Source organism: Streptomyces pacificus, from assembly GCF_011766325.1.
Classification (GTDB): Bacteria; Actinomycetota; Actinomycetes; order Streptomycetales; family Streptomycetaceae; genus Streptomyces; species Streptomyces pacificus.
Genome location: NZ_BLLG01000006.1, coordinates 320,645 through 339,469, shown reverse-complemented (window position 1 = coordinate 339,469; position 18,825 = coordinate 320,645). Strand labels below are relative to the sequence as shown.

Annotated in this window: 25 protein-coding genes and 1 tRNA gene; 3 read left to right on the top strand and 23 right to left on the bottom strand. The window is 70.8% G+C overall.

Annotated features, from left to right (window positions below; genetic code table 11):
• Positions 1-102: 102 nt before the first annotated feature.
• The 3 genes from SCWH03_RS13765 (at position 103) to SCWH03_RS13755 (ending at position 1,726) form a co-directional block, all read left to right on the top strand.
• Positions 103-705 carry a DUF3566 domain-containing protein gene (locus SCWH03_RS13765; protein WP_371872672.1) on the top strand — a complete coding sequence of 201 codons (603 nt, stop codon included), beginning with the start codon at positions 103-105 and terminating at the stop codon, positions 703-705.
• Positions 706-803: 98 nt separating this feature from the next.
• Positions 804-880, top strand: a tRNA-Ile gene (locus tag SCWH03_RS13760).
• 549 nt (positions 881-1,429) lie between these two features.
• Positions 1,430-1,726, top strand: a complete 297-nt coding sequence (locus SCWH03_RS13755) for a helix-turn-helix transcriptional regulator (protein WP_173264484.1) — start codon at positions 1,430-1,432, stop codon at positions 1,724-1,726.
• 444 nt (positions 1,727-2,170) lie between these two features.
• Here the strand turns inward: SCWH03_RS13755 and SCWH03_RS13750 are convergent, their stop codons facing one another.
• The 23 genes from SCWH03_RS13750 to SCWH03_RS13640 form a co-directional block, all read right to left on the bottom strand.
• Entirely contained in the window at positions 2,171-2,434 is a 264-nt protein-coding gene (locus SCWH03_RS13750; RefSeq protein ID WP_173264483.1) for a hypothetical protein, read from the bottom strand.
• A complete protein-coding gene (locus tag SCWH03_RS13745) occupies positions 2,431-2,628 on the bottom strand; it encodes a hypothetical protein (protein ID WP_173264201.1) in 198 nt (65 codons plus the stop codon). The genes SCWH03_RS13750 and SCWH03_RS13745 overlap by 4 nt, the downstream gene beginning before the upstream one ends.
• Positions 2,629-2,715: 87 nt before the next feature.
• Positions 2,716-3,558, bottom strand: a complete 843-nt coding sequence (locus SCWH03_RS13740; protein ID WP_173264482.1) for a helix-turn-helix domain-containing protein — start codon at positions 3,556-3,558, stop codon at positions 2,716-2,718.
• Positions 3,555-4,088 (bottom strand): DUF6879 family protein, encoded by a 534-nt coding sequence (locus SCWH03_RS13735; protein WP_173264481.1) that lies wholly within the window; start codon positions 4,086-4,088, stop codon positions 3,555-3,557. Before SCWH03_RS13735 ends, SCWH03_RS13740 begins: the two co-directional genes overlap by 4 nt.
• 2 nt (positions 4,089-4,090) lie before the next feature.
• A complete protein-coding gene (locus SCWH03_RS13730) occupies positions 4,091-4,291 on the bottom strand; it encodes a hypothetical protein (protein ID WP_173264480.1) in 201 nt (66 codons plus the stop codon).
• Between the two features lie 300 nt (positions 4,292-4,591).
• Entirely contained in the window at positions 4,592-4,822 is a 231-nt protein-coding gene (locus tag SCWH03_RS13725; RefSeq protein ID WP_254076742.1) for a hypothetical protein, read from the bottom strand.
• Positions 4,823-4,842: 20 nt separating this feature from the next.
• Positions 4,843-5,073, bottom strand: a complete 231-nt coding sequence (locus SCWH03_RS13720) for a holin (RefSeq protein WP_173264478.1) — start codon at positions 5,071-5,073, stop codon at positions 4,843-4,845.
• Between the two features lie 18 nt (positions 5,074-5,091).
• Positions 5,092-6,180: an N-acetylmuramoyl-L-alanine amidase gene (locus SCWH03_RS13715; protein ID WP_173264477.1), complete on the bottom strand. Its 1,089-nt coding sequence runs from the start codon at positions 6,178-6,180 to the stop codon at positions 5,092-5,094.
• A gap of 67 nt (positions 6,181-6,247) precedes the next feature.
• Positions 6,248-6,403, bottom strand: a complete 156-nt coding sequence (locus tag SCWH03_RS13710; RefSeq protein WP_173264476.1) for a hypothetical protein — start codon at positions 6,401-6,403, stop codon at positions 6,248-6,250.
• A 2-nt stretch (positions 6,404-6,405) separates the two neighbouring features.
• On the bottom strand, positions 6,406-6,843 hold the full coding sequence (locus SCWH03_RS13705; protein WP_173264475.1) for a hypothetical protein: 438 nt from the start codon (positions 6,841-6,843) through the stop codon (positions 6,406-6,408).
• 13 nt (positions 6,844-6,856) lie between these two features.
• Positions 6,857-10,219: a hypothetical protein gene (locus SCWH03_RS13700; protein WP_173264474.1), complete on the bottom strand. Its 3,363-nt coding sequence runs from the start codon at positions 10,217-10,219 to the stop codon at positions 6,857-6,859.
• A 3-nt stretch (positions 10,220-10,222) separates the two neighbouring features.
• Positions 10,223-12,823: a phage tail tape measure protein gene (locus SCWH03_RS13695; protein ID WP_173264473.1), complete on the bottom strand. Its 2,601-nt coding sequence runs from the start codon at positions 12,821-12,823 to the stop codon at positions 10,223-10,225.
• Positions 12,824-13,040: 217 nt separating this feature from the next.
• On the bottom strand, positions 13,041-13,553 hold the full coding sequence (locus SCWH03_RS13690; RefSeq protein ID WP_308788871.1) for a DUF7426 family protein: 513 nt from the start codon (positions 13,551-13,553) through the stop codon (positions 13,041-13,043).
• Positions 13,553-14,023: a phage tail tube protein gene (locus tag SCWH03_RS13685; RefSeq protein ID WP_173264472.1), complete on the bottom strand. Its 471-nt coding sequence runs from the start codon at positions 14,021-14,023 to the stop codon at positions 13,553-13,555. Before SCWH03_RS13685 ends, SCWH03_RS13690 begins: the two co-directional genes overlap by 1 nt.
• Positions 14,024-14,034: 11 nt before the next feature.
• Entirely contained in the window at positions 14,035-14,466 is a 432-nt protein-coding gene (locus SCWH03_RS13680) for a minor capsid protein (RefSeq protein WP_173264471.1), read from the bottom strand.
• The gene (locus SCWH03_RS13675) at positions 14,463-14,813 is read right to left on the bottom strand and encodes a hypothetical protein (RefSeq protein ID WP_173264470.1); all 351 of its coding nucleotides are present in this window, start codon (positions 14,811-14,813) and stop codon (positions 14,463-14,465) included. The genes SCWH03_RS13680 and SCWH03_RS13675 overlap by 4 nt, the downstream gene beginning before the upstream one ends.
• Positions 14,814-14,825: 12 nt before the next feature.
• A complete protein-coding gene (locus tag SCWH03_RS13670; protein WP_173264469.1) occupies positions 14,826-15,143 on the bottom strand; it encodes a hypothetical protein in 318 nt (105 codons plus the stop codon).
• Positions 15,143-15,814, bottom strand: coding sequence for a hypothetical protein (locus SCWH03_RS13665; protein ID WP_173264468.1), 672 nt, complete (start codon positions 15,812-15,814; stop codon positions 15,143-15,145). The genes SCWH03_RS13670 and SCWH03_RS13665 overlap by 1 nt, the downstream gene beginning before the upstream one ends.
• Position 15,815: 1 nt before the next feature.
• On the bottom strand, positions 15,816-16,793 hold the full coding sequence (locus SCWH03_RS13660) for a hypothetical protein (protein ID WP_173264467.1): 978 nt from the start codon (positions 16,791-16,793) through the stop codon (positions 15,816-15,818).
• Between the two features lie 16 nt (positions 16,794-16,809).
• Positions 16,810-17,256, bottom strand: coding sequence for a hypothetical protein (locus SCWH03_RS13655; RefSeq protein ID WP_173264466.1), 447 nt, complete (start codon positions 17,254-17,256; stop codon positions 16,810-16,812).
• Between the two features lie 70 nt (positions 17,257-17,326).
• Positions 17,327-17,836 carry a hypothetical protein gene (locus SCWH03_RS13650; RefSeq protein ID WP_173264465.1) on the bottom strand — a complete coding sequence of 170 codons (510 nt, stop codon included), beginning with the start codon at positions 17,834-17,836 and terminating at the stop codon, positions 17,327-17,329.
• Between the two features lie 15 nt (positions 17,837-17,851).
• Positions 17,852-18,439 (bottom strand): hypothetical protein, encoded by a 588-nt coding sequence (locus SCWH03_RS13645; protein ID WP_173264464.1) that lies wholly within the window; start codon positions 18,437-18,439, stop codon positions 17,852-17,854.
• A complete protein-coding gene (locus SCWH03_RS13640; protein WP_173264463.1) occupies positions 18,436-18,825 on the bottom strand; it encodes a hypothetical protein in 390 nt (129 codons plus the stop codon). The genes SCWH03_RS13645 and SCWH03_RS13640 overlap by 4 nt, the downstream gene beginning before the upstream one ends.

Genomic DNA, 18,825 nt, shown 5'->3' with positions numbered 1-18,825 from the left:
GGACCGGCCGATGCCGGCGATGCCTCCGGGGCGAACGGTGCCGGTGGCTCCGCCTCGCACTCCCGGGCGGGGGGCGATCCCGCCGATGGCGGGGCGACGACCGTGACCGACAGCCGGGGGCCGCAGCCCTCGCAGGAAACCTATGGTGGGGAGCAACCGGTGCAGCAGGGAACCCAGCCGTACCATCCGCCCCAGGCGTACCCCTCCCCCTCTGGGGGGACGCAGGGCGGTCAGCCGCGTCCTGGGCCGCAGGCGCAACAAGCGCAACAAGCTCAGCAGGCGGCCGAGGGCGCGGCCGTCCGCAGGCCCCGTACCGGGGCGACCACCCAGCCCCGGACGCGCAAGGCGCGCCTGCGGGTGGCCAAGGCCGACCCGTGGTCGGTGATGAAGGTCAGCTTCCTGCTCTCGATCGCCCTGGGCATCTGCACGATCGTCGCCGCGGCGGTGCTGTGGATGGTCATGGACGCCATGGGCGTCTTCTCGACGGTCGGCGGGACGATCAGCGAGGCCACGGGATCGAACGAGAGCAACGGCTTCGACCTCCAGTCGTTCCTCTCGCTCCCGCGGGTGCTTCTCTTCACATCGGTGATCGCGGTCATCGACGTGGTGCTGGCCACGGCACTGGCGACACTTGGCGCCTTCATCTACAACCTCTCCGCCGGGTTCGTGGGCGGAGTCGAGCTCACGCTGGCCGAGGACGAATAGGCCGAGGACGAAAAAGCCGAGGTCCCGGGGGGTGGAGAACCGATTTTGGGACTACCCCCCGCGTGCGCTAACCTTCAGGGGTCAGCGCGCAGCGCGGCGGGGCTATAGCTCAGTTGGTTAGAGCGCATCCCTGATAAGGATGAGGCCACAGGTTCAAATCCTGTTAGCCCCACCAGACTTACCCGCAGGTCAGAGGCCCGGTAGAGATCATCGTCTACCGGGCCTTCTACATGTCTTGATCTTGAGAATCCGGTACTAGTCCGTAACTTAACTCGAACACAACATCGCAGTTCTGTAGATGATCAGCTACGGGGTGTAGAAGAGTGATCGCCCCGGGTACAGTGCCCTTGGGGTAGACGAGCGTGACCACACCGTCCGTCTGACGCCACAGCCCCAGACGAGACTGGGCGAAGAGTCACGGGAGGCCTTCGTCCGGGAAGACGCCCCCTGCCGGATATCGCAGCAGGGGGCGTCATGCTGCCCACAGTAGACCGCCCCGCCCTCCAAGGAGAGCGGGGCGGCGTGAACCGGCCAGGAACGGTCAGGGGCGCGCGGCCGCGGCGGACGCCAATCACGCCGCGGCCGCTCCTCACCGCCGTCGCGGGCGGGAGGTCTTTGTGGGCCACATCCGCCTTGCCTGGCGAGTTTCCCGACCACTACAAGATCAAACTTTTTACCTAGCCAGGTAAGGACATACTGCCAAGATCACTCCAGCGTGGGTCTGGTGTCGTCCGACCCGCTGCCCGACTGGGTACTCACCCGCCGCCGGGCCATCGGCGCCCGCATCCGCTCCAGACGACTCACCCAGAACCTCACACAGGAGCGACTCGGCGAACTCGTAGCGATCGACAGCAAGACCGTCCACCGGATCGAGTACGCGATCAGCGACCCACCGCTCAGCACAGTGCTCCGTATCGCCCACGCCCTCGATCTCGCCGTCGAGGACCTCCTCCGCGACGACGCCCCGGCCCGCCCGCGACGGGGGACGCAGGGGGACCGGGGCAGCACGAGCGCCACCTAGACCGGCGGCCGGCCAGGCGTCGGGGTAGGAGCAGGAGACGGCAGCGGCGGCCCCGGATCGGGAGGGCTCTGCGGCGCGCCCGGGCCACGGTGCCGGGCCTCAGTCTCGCCCCGACGGATCTTTACCCACGTCAGGCGGTAGATCCCGAGCGGCGGGAACAGATCTACCCTCGCAGGGACGTTGGCATCAGCGCACCCCCCGCAGCGGGCGAGGCCGGTCGCCAGCCCCTTCGTCCCGGCCGGGCGCAGCCAGCACCCCTGGCACACGGTTTCCCCCAGCAGGCCCTCCGGCTCCAGTACCGCGATGCTCACGTACTCGCCTCTCTCCTCTGTCATCGGTTCGAGGGCCCCGGCCGGCGGGACGGGAATCCTGTGACCGGCCGGGGCCGTGGCAGCGGGCGGCCTGTAGAGATCGCCGTCGGACGCCCGCCGTACCGTCCGGGTGCTACTCCGGGCGGCGGCTCTTCGGGGCCGGGCGCAGGCCGCTGCGTTCGTTCTCCCGCACCAGCCCTGCCGCGACCGCCTGGGCCTTCTCCTCGGCGGTCGCCGGCCGCAGCCGCTCGCCGCGGATCGTCGCTTCGCTCAGGAGCCCGGGCCGCGGCGCGCGGCCGTGATGGAAACGGACCCGGAACATGTGGTCACCGAGGTCCATCGTGATCAGCCCGGTGCGCCCGTCAGTCGTCGTGGTGGCGTGGTCCCAGAGCTTCATGCCGTCGCCTCCAGCCGCACGGGGAGCCGGCGCTGCTCGCGGCACGGCTGGCAGGCGTACAGCGCGACCGGGGGCCCGGACTGCCGCTCGACGAGATCGACCAGGCGGGCGCTCCCGGAAGGCCCTTTGTGCCAGTGGCAGTAGCTGTGCGTGTCCGCGTGTCCGCCCGCGGCCGGCTGGATTCCCGTCTCCATGACCAGGACCGTAGGAACCGACGGCCCGCCCTGGCGCGCCGATTGCTCAGGATTGCGCGGGCCGCTCAGCAGCTTGTGAGCCGTTGCTCACGCGGGCGAGAGGTGTGCGCGAGCCCGGGCAATCAGACGGTGCGCCCGCGCACCGTGCGCTGCCCCTTCGCTGAGGCGGTCCCACACCCGTCCGTACAGGGCGAGGTCGTCGACCGAGTCGTACTGGAGCTCCGTGTTGATGGTCTCGACGATGACGCGCTTCTCACCGAAGATCCAAAAACCGTGCTTCGGGGTCAACCCCAGCGGGGCGCCTAGCGGGACGATCCCCAGCTCCACGGTGCTCATGCCGATCAGCCCGACGAGCCGGTCCAGTTGGCCGGCCATGACGTCGTGCGGGCAGATCAGCGCGTGGAGGGCGCCCTCCCACACGAGGACGCGGAACAGCTTGCCCGCCTCGTACAGCACCTCCTGGCGGCGCATACGGGCGGCCACAGCCTCGTCGGTATCGCGGGGGGAGCCCATCAGGTCGGCGTTCTGCAGCAGCAGGTGCCGGGCGTAACCGGGCGTCTGAAACAGGCCCGGGATGACGGTGGCCTCGTAGCCGCGGACGGTCGCCGTCTGCCGGTACTCCACGACGTAGCGGTCCTGGACCGGCCGGTGTCCGGTGGCGAGCTGGCGGCGCCACGAGCGCTGCTGGGACTCGAGCCCCCGGAGGCGGCTCTTCAGGTCGGCGGCGTGCTCGGGCGCGCCTGCGGCGGCGGCCCAGGCCTCGAGGTCGGCCTCCGTCGCGGTCTGCTTCCCGTGCTCCAGACGGGACACTTTCGAGGGCTGCCAGCCGAGCCGGTCGGCGAAGTCCTTCCCGGTCAGGCCGGTCTCGGTACGCAGCTCGCGCAGCCGCGCACCGAGGGCGACCCGTGCGGTCTGGTAGTCCGTGGTCACACAGACGAACGTACCTGTGCCCAGGCCTCGGCAGTAGGGACGGCCAGGGGCCAGGCAGCGTCTCGGGCTCGGCAGGCGGCGAGAACCTGCGCCTGGTCCTCGACGAGCTCCACGCCGACCGTGGTGTCGGTGTCGTCGATGTGCATGCGGACCATGGCCTGGGAGTCGAACAGCCAGAAGTCGTAGCCGGGAAGGGCGAGGCGCACGGCTTCCCCACGGGGTAGGACGCGGATGTCCTCGCCTGCGGCGATGTTGCCGGCCGCAGTGGCCATGAGGAACTGCTGTCCGTCCGTGGGCGGCTCGTCGATGATCCGCACCCGTGAGAACCGGCCGCCGGCCGCCGTCTTCTCCCGCACGTTGACGTTCCACGGGTGGTCCGGTTCGGGCTGCGGGTCGGTGCCGCGCATGAACGCCTGGAACCGGGCGCCCTGCCGGTCGGAGGCGTAGCCGCGGCGGGTCTCCAGCCGGAACGCAGTGTGCTCGAACTCGCTGAACAGGTGGGCGATCTCCTCGAAGGGCACCAGGGGCACGGTTACTCCTTGGGGGCGTAGCGGGTGAGCAGGTCCCGCGGGATGACTACGGCGGTTTCCGATACGCCGAGGTCCCGGAGCTGGGCGCGGTGCCCGGCGTCGATCTCGTCGCCCTGGACGACGAGGTCCCCGGTCTCCTCGATCTCGTAGAGGGTGGGGCAGTTGCCGTGCTCGGACGTGGTGCCGATGAAGCGGAGTGTCATGTCGTCCTCCGTCGTGGCTGGTTGGTGGCTCCAGCATGCGACGGTCGGGCGCTGACCGGTGGGTGATTGCGTCGGATTGCTCGTCCGAGCGCTAGGCGGGGTCTTGCGCGCAAGCGGGCATGACGAAAGCGCCCCCTGCCCGGTCCCGGAGGACCAGACAGGGGGCGCGTGTGTGAGGGGTGTCAGCGGCGGCCGTCGCGGATCTGGTAGATGCGGGCGCGGCTGAGGTCTGCGGCGGAGGCGATGCTGATGACGGAGTGTCCGGTGGCGATGGCGGCGCGGATCGCGTCGTCACTCATCTCAGCGGGCCGCCAGCTGATACAGCGACAGGCCCAGCCCCACCAGCGCGACCAGCGCGGCCACCGACGGCAGAGGCCACCGGGCCCGCTCTAGCAGCTCGATCCGCTGCTCGAGCTTGTCGATATCCGCCTCCGTCTGAGACGTGCGCTGCAGCGCGTTGTCCAGTCGGCCGCCCAGTGCGGCGAATCCCTCCGCCATCGTGCCGCGCAGCCGCTCGAGCTCCAGCGCCACCTGGTGCTGCTCCGGCGGGGTCACGGCCGGCCCGCGGACTCGGTGATACCCGGACCAGGCTGACCCGCGCCGGATGCGGCGATGGCGGTGAGCAGGGCGAGGGCTGCGGCGAGTCCGCCGACGGACGCGGCTTGGGCCCAGTCGACGTCGAGGATGCCGAGGCCGTCGGCGCTCGCCACGCCGAGGGTGCCCTGGGCGAAGGTGCGGATCATCCGCTCGGCGGTGGCCTTCCAGAATGCGCGAGTGAACATGGGCTGGTCTCCGATCGATCAGTTGGTGACGGTGAAGCCGTGCTTGGCGCCGAGCTTGGTGAGGCTGGTCTTGCCGGGGATGCCGTCGGCCGCCGCGCCTCGGTAGCCGCAGCGGCGCTGCCAGGCGGCGTAGGCGGTGCGGGTGGCGGTGCCGAAGTGGCCGTCCGCGAGGCTCGGGGCGAGGAGCCCCTCCTTGACGAGCGCCTGCTCTACGGTCTTCACGCCGTGGTAGGAGGCGGGTGTGCCGCGCTTCGGCGGGTCCGCCAGCGCCGCGGCGACGAGCCGGGACAGGTCCACCACCGGCCGCGGCGGGGCGGCCGGCTTCACGGCCCCGGTCTTGCTGGGGGTCGTCAGCTCCTGGCCCGGCACGATCCGGTACGGGGCCGTGAGGCCGTTGGCCTTGGCGATGTCCTTCCACGGCACCCCGAGTTCCCGGCCGACCGCGGACAGGGTGTCGCCCTTCTCCACGGTGTACGGGCCGCCCACCGCCGCAGGCTCCGCGGGCTCGGGGTCCACGGCGAGCCGGTCACCGATCCGGTCCCGCAGCGAGTCCATGGTGAAGCCCCGGGGGTCGATCTTCCCCGGCTGCCACTCAAGATGCCCGATCACCGACCGGGGCCCCCACCCGTGGTGCCGGCAGACAGCGGCAGCCGCCCTCTCGATCGCCTCCAACTGGGCCTGTGGCCAGGGGTCTTTGCCGTCGCCGAGGTTCTCGCACTCGAAGCCGTAGAAGTGCGGGTTCCCGTCCGTGTTCGCTTTGTCGTCGCGGGGCCGGGCCGGGGTCTCGGCGATGACGGCGCGGAGGACGTCGCCGTCTCCGGGCCCGGCGTGGTTCGTCCGGCCGTAGCCGATCAGGTGGACCGTGCCGTCCTTGGCGATGACGCCGTGGCACAGCGGGCCGGGCAGGCCCGTGTAGCCGGTCCGGCAGAGGTCGACGGTCCGCTGCGTCCCGGACGTCACGGTGTGGTGGATCATCACGCCGTGGACGGGCCCCCAGGGGCCCTTGTGGGTGCGGTTGTGGGTGCGCCAGTTGCCGACCTCCAGCACGGTCAGGCCCTCAGCGCGCAGGATGTCTACCAGCGTCTGCGCTGGCATCGGGGGAGCCATCAGGGGGCCTCCAGACATGAGAAAGGCCCCGGGCCGGCGGCGCGGGGCGCAGTGATTCGGGCGGGGATCAGCCGGTCCAGCGGCGTACCGTGAGCCGCCCGTATCCGGCATCCACCGTGAGCGTGTCGCCTGACACCCACGCGGTGGAGTGTGCGTCCGCGCGCACCTCGGTAGTGGAATGCAGACCCGCCAGAGACAGCCCGCCCGTACTCAGGATGGTCACGACTACACCACCTCGTGGACAGTGACGATGAGCTTGGTGAATGCCCCCAGCACCTGAATTCCCGTGCCGCTGGAGATCGATCCCCGCAGCTTGAAGGTGTGCGTCCCGGCGGTCAGGGTGCCGCGCCACAGCATGGCCGGCGAGCCGAAGTCGCTGGCGAGGTCACCGGTCCAGCGGGCATTGCCCGTCACTCCGGCTCCGTCTAGGTCCAGCGCTCCCGAGGCGAAAGCCGTGGTCGTGCCGGTGGCGTCGAAGCTGAAGACGGCGTGGGCGACGTACACGGCGCCGGCGGTCTCGGCGTCCAGGGTGATGCTTGCCCCGGGGACGTCGGCCTCCGTCGTGGTGAGGGCCAGGTTGCTGGTGCCGACCGCTTCATAGGTGCGGGGCTGAAGGCGCCCGGCCTGGCCGGCGGTCATGATCTGCCCGGCGAGAAGAGGCACAGGGTCCTCCCTTTCAGAGCGCGAGGCGCATCGGATCGTGCAGGGACACGGGTGTCCCCGCCGCGTGGGCCTTGCTGATGGAGCGGGTGACGGTGAAAAGCTGCGGCGTGACGACCTCGTAGGCGTCGTAGCGGAGCTCCAGCCCGACATTGGTGAGGCCCGAGAAAGCGGATCCGGTGACGCCGATACCGCCCGCGTCGATCTGGCCGGTCACCACGGTCTCGGTGTGCTGCCACCCGGCGGGCTCCGCCTGGCCGACCGGCCACACCTTCAGCTGCATGGTGTGGCCGGCGAGCCGGACACGGAACTCGAACTCCTGTCCGGCGGTGTAGGTGTACGGCGCGGAGGGGGATGAGCCGATCTGTGTGGTGTCCCGGGTGACGGAGAGGAACATGTTGCCGCCGGTGCTGAAGTGCACGCGCGCCCGGTAGAAGGTGCCGGTGTCGACGTACCGCAGCAGCACGCCCGGGACTGCGGACGCTCCGGTGGCGACCGCCGACGCGGACAGCCGTACCCGGACTTCCGCGTCGGCGACGTGTGTGGCGACCAGCCGCTGAAAGCGGATCGTCGACACGCTGCCCGCGAGGGTGATCACTCCGCGGCTGCCGTTCACGGACCGGTCCGAGGCGGCGCCGCCCACCTCCGTCCACGCCTGCCCGCTGGTCGCAGTGCCCCACGTGCTCGCGACGGTGCGGGGGAAGGAGTCGGAGCGGTTCGTGATGGCCGACACCGTCATGCGCTCCCCGCCGGCCTTCACGTCGAACGGGAACATCGCGCCGTATCCGGCGGTGTCGATCCAGCGGGGGCCGACCGTGGTGTCTGTGTGGACCTCCAGCGCCGTGTCCGATGTGGACGCTGCGGTGCTGAGGATCGCGCCGTCGGTGTCGAGCCGGCCGAGCACGGGGTCCTCCAGCACGCCGACCGCCCACGGCCCGGCCGGGGTGCACAGGAACGTGATGCTCCACCTCCTCAGCCCCAGCGTCTCCGACGTGCCCTGAATGAGCAGCTCGATCGGCCCCGGCGGCAGCCACTCCGGCGGATTCTCGATCACGATCTTGTCGCCGATGTCCAGCCCCAGCACCGCCGGGATCAGGCCCGGGTGCCTGTGCAAGTTGACCGTGACCGCCCGATACCGGGCCTCATCCCACGTGCCCAAGTGCAGATCCCACCCGGCGATCTGCACCACCTGCGCGTCCAGCGCCAGCGACCGGGTCTGCGCATCGTCGTACACACCCACCCCGGCCGGCGGCGGCTGCACCGACAGCGGCCCGGACTCCAACACCACCCGCGCCGACGAACCGCCCTCGCGGGTGCGGGTGATGTCGTTGCGGAGGTCCTGGTCGTCCTCCACCGGCTCCAGCGGCGGCGCGACCTCCCCGGCCGCGTAGTCCAGGGTGAGCGCAGCCGGCTGGTTGTAGAGGCTGGTGCGGTCCCGGTAGGCCATGCCGAGCCGGTCCCGCCTCTCGTACAGGATCCCGCCGTCGGTCTCCGCGCACTCGTACAGCAAATCGAGCAGCTCCACGGGACGCTGCGGGCCCATGGCCTCACTCGACCGCGACGTGTCCCCGTCGACCCACGTCAGATCGATGGTCGAGGCCTCCTCGCTGGACAGCCGGCTCAGGCGGTCCAGCGAGGTCTCCCCGGCGAAACCATCGTCCGCGCCCTCGTAGATCGTCACCCCCGGGGCGAGGCCGGACCCGGCCACGTCGAACACGGCCAGATGCCCGAGGGCCATGCCCTCCGTCGCCGCGCCCCACGTCCCTGCGACCCCGACCGCTGCGCCCTGCGCGCCGGTGATGAGGGTGGCTGCGGTCCAGTGGCCGCCGCCTGCGCTGGTGTCCAGCCACCGGGCGCAGACGTTGGTCTGTCCGCCCCCGGCGTCGCTGACGAAGAGCTGGAGTCTGTTCCACGCCCCGGCGAAGTCGGCGACAGCGGTCGCGTTGGTGTAGAGGAAGAAAGCGAGCACGTCCCCGCCGCTGCGGGCCTCGATGCGGATGCCCGCGGTGGAGGCGTAGACGACGGCCGTGCTCATCGTGGACCCGGCCACGTCCACCCGCAGGATCTCCGTCTGTGAGGCGGGCATCGTCGGCAGGAAGTACACCATCTCTGCGTGCCACCCGGCCGCGCTGCTCCGCGGCACGACCCCCCGCATGGAGGCGGGGTTGCGGAGCTTCGGCAGCGGCGCGGAGCCGCCGAGGGAGTCATCCCCCTCGAAGTCGAGGCCGGACACGGTCAGCGCGGCACCGCCCGGGATGGCGCTGTACGCCTGGGTGGCGTCGCGGCCTTCCTCCATCGGCCAGTACGCCAGCGGCACGCCCGCAGGGATACGGCGCCTGAGCGTCGAGTCGAGGGGCTTCTGCCCCTGCCCGAGACGGCGCTGGATGCCGGAGGCCTCCACGGGGGTCCACACGTCCCGGCCTGACGTGCCCCATTTCGGCTCCCACGTGGGGACTTCACCGACCATGCGGTACTCCCGGTCGGTGATCGTCGCCGCGCCGGCCGTGGTCCAGGTGCGGCCGGCGCTGTCGGCGAAGGAGGTGGTGTCCTCGGCGAGGCTGCGGAAGTCGGGGTTGGCGACGGCGGTGCCGCCGATTCCGGAGCGGACCTCCGCGCGGTGCACGCGGCCGCGGATCGGCAGCCGCGGGACCGTCGTGGTGGGGACGCTCGGGCACAGCTCCAGGGCCGTGGTCGAGCTGAAGACGCTGGTGGAGCCGGGCAGGACCGCGGTCGACAGCAGGGCCCACGGGCCGTCCAGCGACTCGGCCCAGTACAGGGACGGCACGTGGCCGCCCGCGCCGTCGTCGACGTCCAGGGTGGCGCGGAAAGCCGCCCGGGTGAGCCCGCCCGGGAGGGCCTTCTGGATGAAACTCGACGTGGCGTCCGTGCCGCCGGTGGTCCAGTTGAAGATGAGGATCCCGTCGAAAGTGCGCAGGATCCACGACCGCTGCCCGTCCGTGGAGGACCACTTGCCGATCAGGGCCTGGCTGCGGCGCCCGTACCAGTCGCCGGTGGCCTCGATCCGGACGTCGAGGTCGCCGGTGATGTCGAGCGCTGCGGTGTCCGGGGTGGTGGCGATGTCCGCCTGCTCCCCGGTCAGCGCGAGGTAGGACTGCGGGCCCTGCACCGAGACCCGCATCGGGGTGTTGCGGCCGAACTGCCCGTACCACGGCCCGCGCGGGTTCCTCGGGCTGTACTTCCCGTCGGTGTTCTTGAACGACGCGGTGGCCCGGGACACGTCGCACCTGCTGTTGCCGTCGCGGCGGCCGCGGGTGATCGTGATCGGGTCGCGGGTGAGAGCGTCGCCGGTCGTGGTCTGCCACGTGCCGCCGATCTGGAGCTCCACCCGCGTCCCGAGCGGCTCGTCAGGAATCGCCACCGCTTACCCCCTTCGGCCGGTCACGGCCAGCTGTACGTTCCCGCCGCGCTTGCTCACGGCGTGCGCCAGCTCACCGAGGATGAAATCGGCCCGCGCGGACCCGTCGCCGCGGATCACGATGACCTGCGTCTGCCGCCCGGCCCGACCCCCGCCCGTCACACCCACGCCGCCCGCCGTGCCGGACGCTGCACCGATGTGGGGCGGGGTGACGAGGCCGGCCATGGTGCTGTCGAGGACGCCCTGCCCGGACTGGATGCCGTCGATGATCCCGGCGGGGATCCACCGGCCGACCTGCCGGGCCATGACCTTCGACGGCGAGGCGATGCCGAGGGCCTTGGCGATCGGGCCGGGGATGAGGTTCCGGGCCCAGCCCGTGAGGGTGTCGCGGAGCCATCCGCCCATCGACTGGATGCCGCTCCACAGGCCGCGCACGACGTCGCGGCCCTTGCTCACTAGCAGGCTGCCGAGGTTGCCCAGGGCGCCACTGATCCGGCCCGGCAAACCGCGGAGCCACACGACGGCCTGCGCCGCCTTCAGAATCGCGCCGCGCTTGAACCGCTCGAACGCGGAGGACACCGTCGACCACAGGCGACTTCCGAGCGAGGAAATCGCGCCGATGACCCGGCCCGGGAGACCCTGCGCCCACACCACAAGCTCGGCCATCTTCTGGATCGCCCACGCCTTGGCCTGACCGAACCACCCGGCGATCATGCCGGGGATCCGCCCCAGCCTCTCAATCCCGGCCATCATGAGACCGATCGCGCCCTGGACCTTCTGCCAGATCCAATCCCACGCAGCAGCCGTCCACCGCTTCACGGTGTCCCAGTTCGCGATGATCAGCGCGACCAGACCGACCACCGCAGCGATGACCCACCCGACCGGGCCCATCGCGATCAGCCAGGCCGCGGCCATCCGACCCGCCTGGAGCAGCGACTGGACACCCATCAGCACCCAGCCCGCGACGACCCGGGCGCCCGCAGCGAGTTGCAGCGCGGCGCCTCCGGCGGCACGGGCCCCGGTCATCACCCACGCCGCGGCAACCCGGGCGCCCTGCGCGGCCGCCGCAGCGCCCTGAGCAAGCCAGCCGGCCACCGTCCGCGCGGCCGCCGCCACCTGGACAGCCGCCGACCGCAGCGCCGCAGCACCGGATATCGTCCATCCGACGACGACCCGGCCCGCGGCCACCGTGGCCGTGACGCCCATCATCACCAGAGCAGGCACCAGCACGCCGAGGAGGATCGCCCCGACGGCCTTCACGGTGCCCTCGTTGCGGCGCATCCACCCGATGAAGCGCGCGATCGCCGGGATGACCTGCCCGCCGAGGACGTTGATGAACGCCTGGTGAAGGCCCTGCCGGAACTCGGCCACGGCTTGGGCGGGGCTGTCGCGCAGGCCGTCCCCGAGCTCGTCCGCGGAGCCTGCGGCGCCGGCCATCGCCTTGCTCGCCTTGTCCACGTCGAGGGTAAAAAGGGCGGCGCCGAGGTCCTCGCCCGGGCCGCCGAAAAGCTCCTGCACGATCATGGCGCGCTCGGCCGTCGCGGGCATGCCTCGGAGCTTGTCGAGGACCTTGTCGAGAGCCTTCTCACCGCGGGTGCCACCGGCGGCGATGTCGGCGGCCATCTGCTTCGAGTTCAGGCCCAAGGCCTTGAAAGACTCCTGCACTCCTTCGGTGTCCGTGACCGCGCGGAGGCTGAATTCCTTGATCGCGTCGGCCAGCTTGTCGGTGTCCTTGACCCAGCCGCCCGCGAGGGCCTGCTTGATCAGGCCCATGGCCGTCGCCCCGGACACACCCGCGGCCTTGAACACGGGGCTGTACTCGCTGAAGGTCTCCACGAGGTCCTCGCCAGCGGTACCGGTGCCCTTCATCCCGGCAGCGAGGATGTCCATGGCCTGGCGGCCGTCCTTGGCCATGCCGTTCTTGATCATGCCGCCCGCGGCCGTCGCCGCAAGACCCAGGTCGATCTCGAAAGTGTTCGCCAAGTCGGCGACGTTCGTCGCGATGCTCTGGATCTGAGCGTTCGTCGCATCCGCAGGCACCAGCTTGTTCGCCATGACCTGCCGGATCGCATCGGCCGCCGACTGGAAATCGGCCGTGATCGCCTGGCCGTACATCTGGCCCGCGATCTTCCCGTACCGCTGCGCCTCGGCAGGGGTCGCCCCCAGCTGCGCGCCGAGCCGCGCGGTGATCTGCGACTGGTCCAGCGCCTGCCCCATACCGACCATCAGCGCCGCACCAGCCGCCAGACCGATCCCCATCGCGGCGGTCTTGAGCCGGTCCAGCCGCCCCTCGGCGGCCGTAGCGGCGTCGGCGGCGCCCTCGTCCGTACCCTGCCGGATACCGTCCCCGACCGCGTCGCCAGCAGCCTGGCCCACCTGCCGACCCGCGGCGATGAACCGGCCCTGTGCGGCGATGAGCTGCCCGGCGGCGTCGCGACGCAGGCCCTCGCCGAGAGCCTGCCCGGCCGCCCTGCCCGCCTGGTCGGCGTCGTCGGCCATGCGCTGCCCGGAGCTGCGCAGAGCGTCCTCGGCGCGGCGCAGCCCCGGGTTCACGGCCCTGTCGTCGACGGTCAGAAGGGCGTTGAGCTCGCCGACGGTCAGCGCCACGGCTACCTCCTGCGGTGATTGCGGGTCTTGTCGTCAGGAGGTGGCGCGAAATGTCGCTGGAGCCGGGATTCGCAGCTGAAGAGGCCGATGATGCGGATCTTGACCCACCGCCAGGAGCGCTGACGGAGGATCCCGGTCTCCACGTCGATGCCGTACCGCTCGTGCAGGTCGGCCTCAATCAGCGGCCACTGCTCCAGCAGCTGGGCCCACGAGAGGTTCAGCGCGCCGTTGCGGCCCGCTTTCGGGCTTTGGAGCCCGCCTTCGTACCACTCGTAGAGGCCTGTCGTTTCGTCGAATTCGCCCCGTCCGACGCCGAGGAGGCGCGCTTCGCCTGCCGACGGGTCGCCCTGTTCGGGGCTTTTCCCGGGTGTTGGCCCGACTTCCAGAACTCCTCGGCGGTGTCCTTGTCGGTCGTCACCCAGAACATGGCTGTAAGCGCGACGTGCTTGAAGGCGCTCCACTTCACTTCGGTGATCAGCGGCTGGTAGGCGTCGCCGAGACAGAGCCGGTACAGGTCCAGCTCTTCCTCGTCGTCGAGGACTTCGGCGTTCGCCGGGGCCTCGCCGCCGGCAGCGAGCCGCGCGGCGAGGGACGTGATCCGCTCGATCCTGATGCCGTCCTCGGCGGCCGGGTCCTCAATCCGGTACGTGCGGACCTGGCCATCCTTGCCCGGGACCGGGAGGTCCAGGTAGTCGTCCAGGAAGGCATCGAGCGCTTCGAACCCGGCCATCAGGCGTACGGGTTCGTGATCGGGGTGAGCGGGCCGTCACCGGTGAAGGTGATCTCCGTCTCGCCGAGGGCCGTGTACTCGCCGCCAGAGGGCTGCCAGTTGGGGATGGCCTTGCCCTCGTAGGCCTCGGGCAGGCCGTTGCGGTTCATGTACCGCAGGTGGACCAGGTTGGCCGCCCCGTACGCGTAGTGCGCGAGGCGGATCTTCTCGTGCACCGGGTGGAAGACCTTGACGCTCTTGTTGGCCTTCCTGCGGATGGTGACCGAGAGTTCCCAGGACTGCGCGGTCTTGGTGTTGCCGGCCCAGCCGTCGGAGTCGTAGTCGGAGCTGTCTTCGATGTTCGGCTCCGACGCGGGCTGGAACTCGCGGACACCCGGGCACAGCTGCCAGTCCGGGGTCTCCTCCGTGCCCATGTTCACCTCGAGCCGCCACTCGCGTGCGAGCTCGGTCTCTTCCGTGGGGGTCGACATCAGGGTCCTCCCTAATCGATCAGGTGGGATCCGGACCGAACCGTCCGGAAGTAGTAGTTGGCGGACAGCTCCATCCGCCCCTTGGCGTCCTTGCCGATCCACCCCTGGCTGTTGCGCCAGGACACCTCGACCTGGACGCCGCGCACGAGGTAGTTCCGCCGGGCGTGCAGCACGTCGAAGACGGCGTCCGCCAGCGCCAGGACGGTGGTGGGGTCCGTGCCCGCGCGCATGGCCGCCTGGATCGCCGTCACGGCGTCCGTCGAGTCGTCATCGCTCACCGGGTACGGCGTCAGCCCGACCACCGAGGCCGGCTCGTCGGGGACCGGACCGAGAACCAGAGCCGTGGCCCCGGCCGGCAGCACGCTGTCGTCGTCGTAGACGCCGACGCCTTCCGCGGCCAGGAGCTCGGCGACGCCGATGAGCAGGTCGGGGGTGTGGCTCACCGCAGGGCCCGCCTCAGCTCCGCGGCGAGGAGCGCCCGCACCTGGTCGACCGACTCGTTGAGCGGCCGCTCCAGGTACTTGGAGGTGCGCCCGGGCGCGTGCCGCAGGTCCAGGCGCTCGTGCTGGTACGCCGCGTACGGGGTGTCGTACGACACCGCGGCGGTGAGCGTGCCCTCGTCCACCGAGGCTGCCCCGGACCGTGAGAGCGCCGCCTCGTCGAGCGGGACGACCTCCTGCGACTCTCCGAGGACGTGCTCCGCCCCGTGGTAGAGGCCGCGGGCGGCGGCGGCGCGGAGCTCTCTGGCCGCCGCGGCCCCGTTGAAGCGGAGTGTGTAGCGCGGCGCCATGGCAGCCTCCCGTTACTCGAGCTGGATCTCGACGTGATCCGGTGTGCGCAGGCCCTGGGCGACGCGGTTCTTCGCCTGGATGACCGTGGTCTGGCGGTCGTCTCCGAGGGTCACGCGGGAGAGCGGCGGGGCTGTCGTGCCCGGCGAGCAGTAGGCCGTGGACGACGAGGTGACCAGATCGCCGGTCGCCCCTCGGACCGTGCGGGTCTGCTCGTCCAGCAGGCACCGCACTTCCGTCGGCGGCCCGTACACCGGGCCCTTGCTGGAGTTCCCCTGGTAGGGCTCGATCGTGATCCGGTGGACTAGGTATCGGCGGGGGATGGCGCCCATCAGCAGGCACCCAGCGCGACGCCGAAGCGGATCTTGTCGCTCGGCAGGGAGGCCAGCGCCCGGGTGAGCTTCGGGGCGTAGTAGTCCGGCCCGGTGCGGTTGTCGCCCGCGCCGAACTGGAGCTGCACCGAGCCGATCGAAACGCCCTCGAGCGGGCCGGAGATGTCGGTCTCCTCGCCGACCTCGCCCCAGAACTCGACCTGCGCGCACACCGCGTCGGCGAAGGCCTGTGCCACCTCGGAGTCCGTGGGGATACCGGCGGTGTCCACGTCGTAGATCGCGGTCAGCAGAAAATCGGTGTCGAGCAGTACGGATGCCTGTCGCAGCAGCCTGGCGGAGTCGAGTGGTGGGGCCGTCCCGAGGTAGTTGGCGAGCTGCGTCGTCGTCGCGTACGTGCGCCCGGCCGCGCCCCCGCCGCCGGGGGCCGGCGCCACCGACACCAGCTGGTGCTCCACGGAGGCCCCGGTGCCGGTCACCGTCCACGACAGCCGCCACACCCCGGCCAGGGTGTAGGAGACCGGGGCTGCCCAGGTCTGCCCGCCGCCGGACCCGGTGACCGTCGGGGAGACCGTAGTGCCATCCGGGCGGGTCACCAGCAGAGCGGCCGACGTGGTCTCGTCGTACGGGGCCACCGTCAGTGACGCGGTGACCAGATCCCCCACGTCCGGCATGTCAGCTACCTCCCGTGGTCGATGTCGCCGCCAGGGCCGGGCCGCTGGTGCTCGCCCCGAGGGTCGGGCCGCTGCTGCTCGCGGTGAGCACGGCCGCCGGGCTGGGGTACAGGTTCGTCAGGGTGAGCGCCCGGCCCTGCGCGACCTCTGCGGCCACCCCGAGGAGGCGTTGCTTGCTGCTGGTGACCGGGCGCGCGGTCCAGGTCTCTGCGGCTTGCCCCACCGTGCGGCGTTTGGCCCTGGCGAGCGGCAGAGCGGCCGCCTCCGCCAGGGCGGCCCCGAGCGTCTGCTGTTTCGAGCCCACGAGGGGCTGTGCCCCAGCGCTGGTCGCCGCAGCGCCCAGGCTCTGTCGCTTGGCCCCGGCGAGCGGCAGCGCGGTGGCGGTCTCCGTTGCCAGCGTGAGCGCCTGCTCCTGGCCGGTGGGGGTGTTGAGGTTGTCGATCTCTGCGTAGTCGTCGGTGCCGCTGTCGCGGTGTGCCTCGATCAGGAGTGAGAGATCGGTCTGTGCCACCCATGCCGGGGATGTTGCGGTGCGGCGGATCGTCCAGTCCGCCCCGTCCGGGCTGGTCTCCCAGTGCAGCGTTCCGGAGTCCTCACGCAGCCGCAGCCAGGCATGGTCCGTGGCCGAGTACGTGAGGAACACGGCACCGGGGTCGGCGAAGCCTTCCCGCAGGTACAGGCCGACGGCATTCCCCGCGGTGTCGAGTAGGAACCCTGCGTCCCGGCCGCTGACGCCGGACAGCACAAGCACGGACACGGTTGCTGTGACCGCTCCGCCAGCGGCCGGCGGGAAGACCTGTAGCTGCACGTGCGAGTCGGTCAGGGTGTATGCCGACGCCGACCAGTACGCGGCGTAGCCGGTGGTGCAGGGGATGCGGCCCCGGCCACCGCTCTCCTCGATCGCCCCGTACGAGGCCGGCCACAGGGTGGTGTTGACCGTGCCGTCGTCGAAGTCGTCGACCAGGTCGGCGAGCGTCACAGCTCACTCCCGTTGTTCAGGCTGCGGATGAGGCCCGCGCGAAGTCGGCGATCGTCAGCGTGAAGTCGGATCCGTCGGGCGTCATGCTCACGTCGTGCTTGGTGAGAGGGATCAGATCGGCGTCGGTCCCACCGGTGGTGTCCGGGTCGTAGCAGGTGATCACGGCGCCGATCGCGTTGCCGGTTGCCGCGGTCCAGGTGACGTCCGCGCAGTCGATGTTCACGCGGTCGTTGGCGTCGTCCACGGTCGCCGTGGCGCTGGCGAGGGTCTTGCGGCCCATGGTGGTCTGCTCGTTCGACGCCCCAGCAAGGACCGCGCCGAGGTCGTCGTAGTCCCGCATGGTGGCGTCGTTGACGAGCCCCGACGCCTCCAGCGGCACCATGATCAGTGCGTCGTTCGCCGCGGGCAGTGACGCGTAGTACGCCAGCCTGCCCAGGGCGATATTGAAGACGATGTTCGCCATCCGGCGTTCCTTCCTCAGAACGCGCGAGGGAGGCCATCAAGGCCTCCCTCGTCGCGGTTCGAACTTCGGGCTACGCGGATGCGCCGATCACGACGACGTCATACGTAACGCTTGTGCCACCAGCTGAGTTGGCGACTTGGAGCAAGTCACCTGTGCCAGCGGTGACCGCGTACGCCGTACTGTCGGTCGCCCCGGCCACCGCGGCGAACGAGGCGCCTGGGCGCAGTGTGACCGTGCCAGCGGCGTTCAGGAGCGTCGCCCACGGGTTCGTCGCGTCGGCCCCGACGACGACGTTGTTCGCGTTGTTCGCGGACGCTGAGATGAACAGGCCCTTGACGCGGGCGAACGTGATGGTCGCGCCGAAGGCATCGAGCAGCACGCCTGCCAGGTCCAAGTCCTCTGCCCCGGAGGCCGAGATCGTGCGCCGGTCAGAGAACACGAGGTCGGCCTGGCCGGCCCCGGTGCCGGAAGCGAGTTGCACGGACCGCTGGAGGCGCACCGGCGACGCGGCCGAGCCGAGGTCGAGAGTGCTGGTCTGCTCAGCGAACGCGGCGAGCGCGAGGGTGCTGGTGAGGGACATGATTCAGGCCTCCGCTCAGGTCAGTACGACGTACGGCACGAACTGCTTGGCCGTGGGGGTCGCGATGGTGGCCGGGGCCGTCGCGGTCAGCGACGAGCCGGAGGACTGGGACAGGTTCCGCTCGCCGGTCGCGATCGCCGGAGCGGCGACGCAGCCGAGGAGGGTGGGGACCGCGGTCGCCTTGACGTGGATGCCGACCCAGTAGATCCCGGACTCGGTGATGGTGACCGGGGAGGACAGGGCAACTGTCTTCGTGGTGTTCGCTGCCCATGCCGTCGTGGTTTGGTCGGCGGTCTGCGCCAGCAGCGCAGGAGTCGACGCCTTGGAGTACAGCGCGAACCACCAGTTGGTGGGTGTGTCCGCCGCGGTGGCGCCGGACCGGGCGCTGATGTTGGTGATGACGTCCCCGGCGTACAGGTGGATCGGCACGCTCGTCATGACCTGTGTGGTGAGCGCGACCTGGCCTGTGTCGCCGGCCGAGTCGTACAGACCGGTGCGAGGCAGGTTGCGGCGGACGAACGTGTCCGGCGACGCCGGGTCGGCCGTGAGGTAGTGGGCGAGGGCGTCCCGCACGTTGCGGGGGTAGCCGCCGAGCTGCGTCATGCCGAAGTTCCCTTCTCGGTGATGGTCTTGCGGTTCTTGCCGTCCTGCTCGGCGGCGATGACGCGCTCGTGTTCGGCCTGGCTGGCGGCGTCCTCGATGTCGAGGCTGTCGAGGTAGGCGATGACCTCGTCCGCGTTGTACTCGGATGGGTTGAACGGTGGCAGGTTGGGGCCGTGGTCGGGGTCGGGCGTTGTGTCCGGCTCCTGCTCCGGCTCGGGCTCCGTCTCGACGGGGGTGAGGGTGTAGCCGCGGCGGCGGAAGTACTCGATCGCTGACCGGCCCTCCTTGCTCGCGTCCGACACCGTGCCGGTGCCGCCCTTGAAGGCGACACCGCACGACTCGCCGGTGAACTTCGCCACGGGGGCGGTCACGGTGAACTGGTTCAT

Excerpts from the sequence above, each read along its gene's own strand:
- SCWH03_RS13665 (WP_173264468.1), bottom strand. The coding sequence starts at position 15,814 with ATGCCGGACGTGGGGGATCTGGTCACCGCGTCACTGACGGTGGCCCCG.
- SCWH03_RS13685 (WP_173264472.1), bottom strand. The coding sequence starts at position 14,023 with ATGTCGACCCCCACGGAAGAGACCGAGCTCGCACGCGAGTGGCGGCTC.
- SCWH03_RS13750 (WP_173264483.1), bottom strand. The coding sequence starts at position 2,434 with ATGAAGCTCTGGGACCACGCCACCACGACGACTGACGGGCGCACCGGG.
- SCWH03_RS13645 (WP_173264464.1), bottom strand. The coding sequence starts at position 18,439 with ATGACGCAGCTCGGCGGCTACCCCCGCAACGTGCGGGACGCCCTCGCC.
- SCWH03_RS13655 (WP_173264466.1), bottom strand. The coding sequence starts at position 17,256 with ATGGCGAACATCGTCTTCAATATCGCCCTGGGCAGGCTGGCGTACTAC.
- SCWH03_RS13650 (WP_173264465.1), bottom strand. The coding sequence starts at position 17,836 with ATGTCCCTCACCAGCACCCTCGCGCTCGCCGCGTTCGCTGAGCAGACC.
- SCWH03_RS13640 (WP_173264463.1), bottom strand. The coding sequence starts at position 18,825 with ATGAACCAGTTCACCGTGACCGCCCCCGTGGCGAAGTTCACCGGCGAG.
- SCWH03_RS13670 (WP_173264469.1), bottom strand. The coding sequence starts at position 15,143 with ATGGGCGCCATCCCCCGCCGATACCTAGTCCACCGGATCACGATCGAG.
- SCWH03_RS13690 (WP_308788871.1), bottom strand. The coding sequence starts at position 13,553 with ATGGCCGGGTTCGAAGCGCTCGATGCCTTCCTGGACGACTACCTGGAC.
- SCWH03_RS13715 (WP_173264477.1), bottom strand. The coding sequence starts at position 6,180 with ATGGCTCCCCCGATGCCAGCGCAGACGCTGGTAGACATCCTGCGCGCT.
- SCWH03_RS13745 (WP_173264201.1), bottom strand. The coding sequence starts at position 2,628 with ATGGAGACGGGAATCCAGCCGGCCGCGGGCGGACACGCGGACACGCAC.
- SCWH03_RS13730 (WP_173264480.1), bottom strand. The coding sequence starts at position 4,291 with ATGACACTCCGCTTCATCGGCACCACGTCCGAGCACGGCAACTGCCCC.
- SCWH03_RS13720 (WP_173264478.1), bottom strand. The coding sequence starts at position 5,073 with ATGTTCACTCGCGCATTCTGGAAGGCCACCGCCGAGCGGATGATCCGC.
- SCWH03_RS13675 (WP_173264470.1), bottom strand. The coding sequence starts at position 14,813 with ATGGCGCCGCGCTACACACTCCGCTTCAACGGGGCCGCGGCGGCCAGA.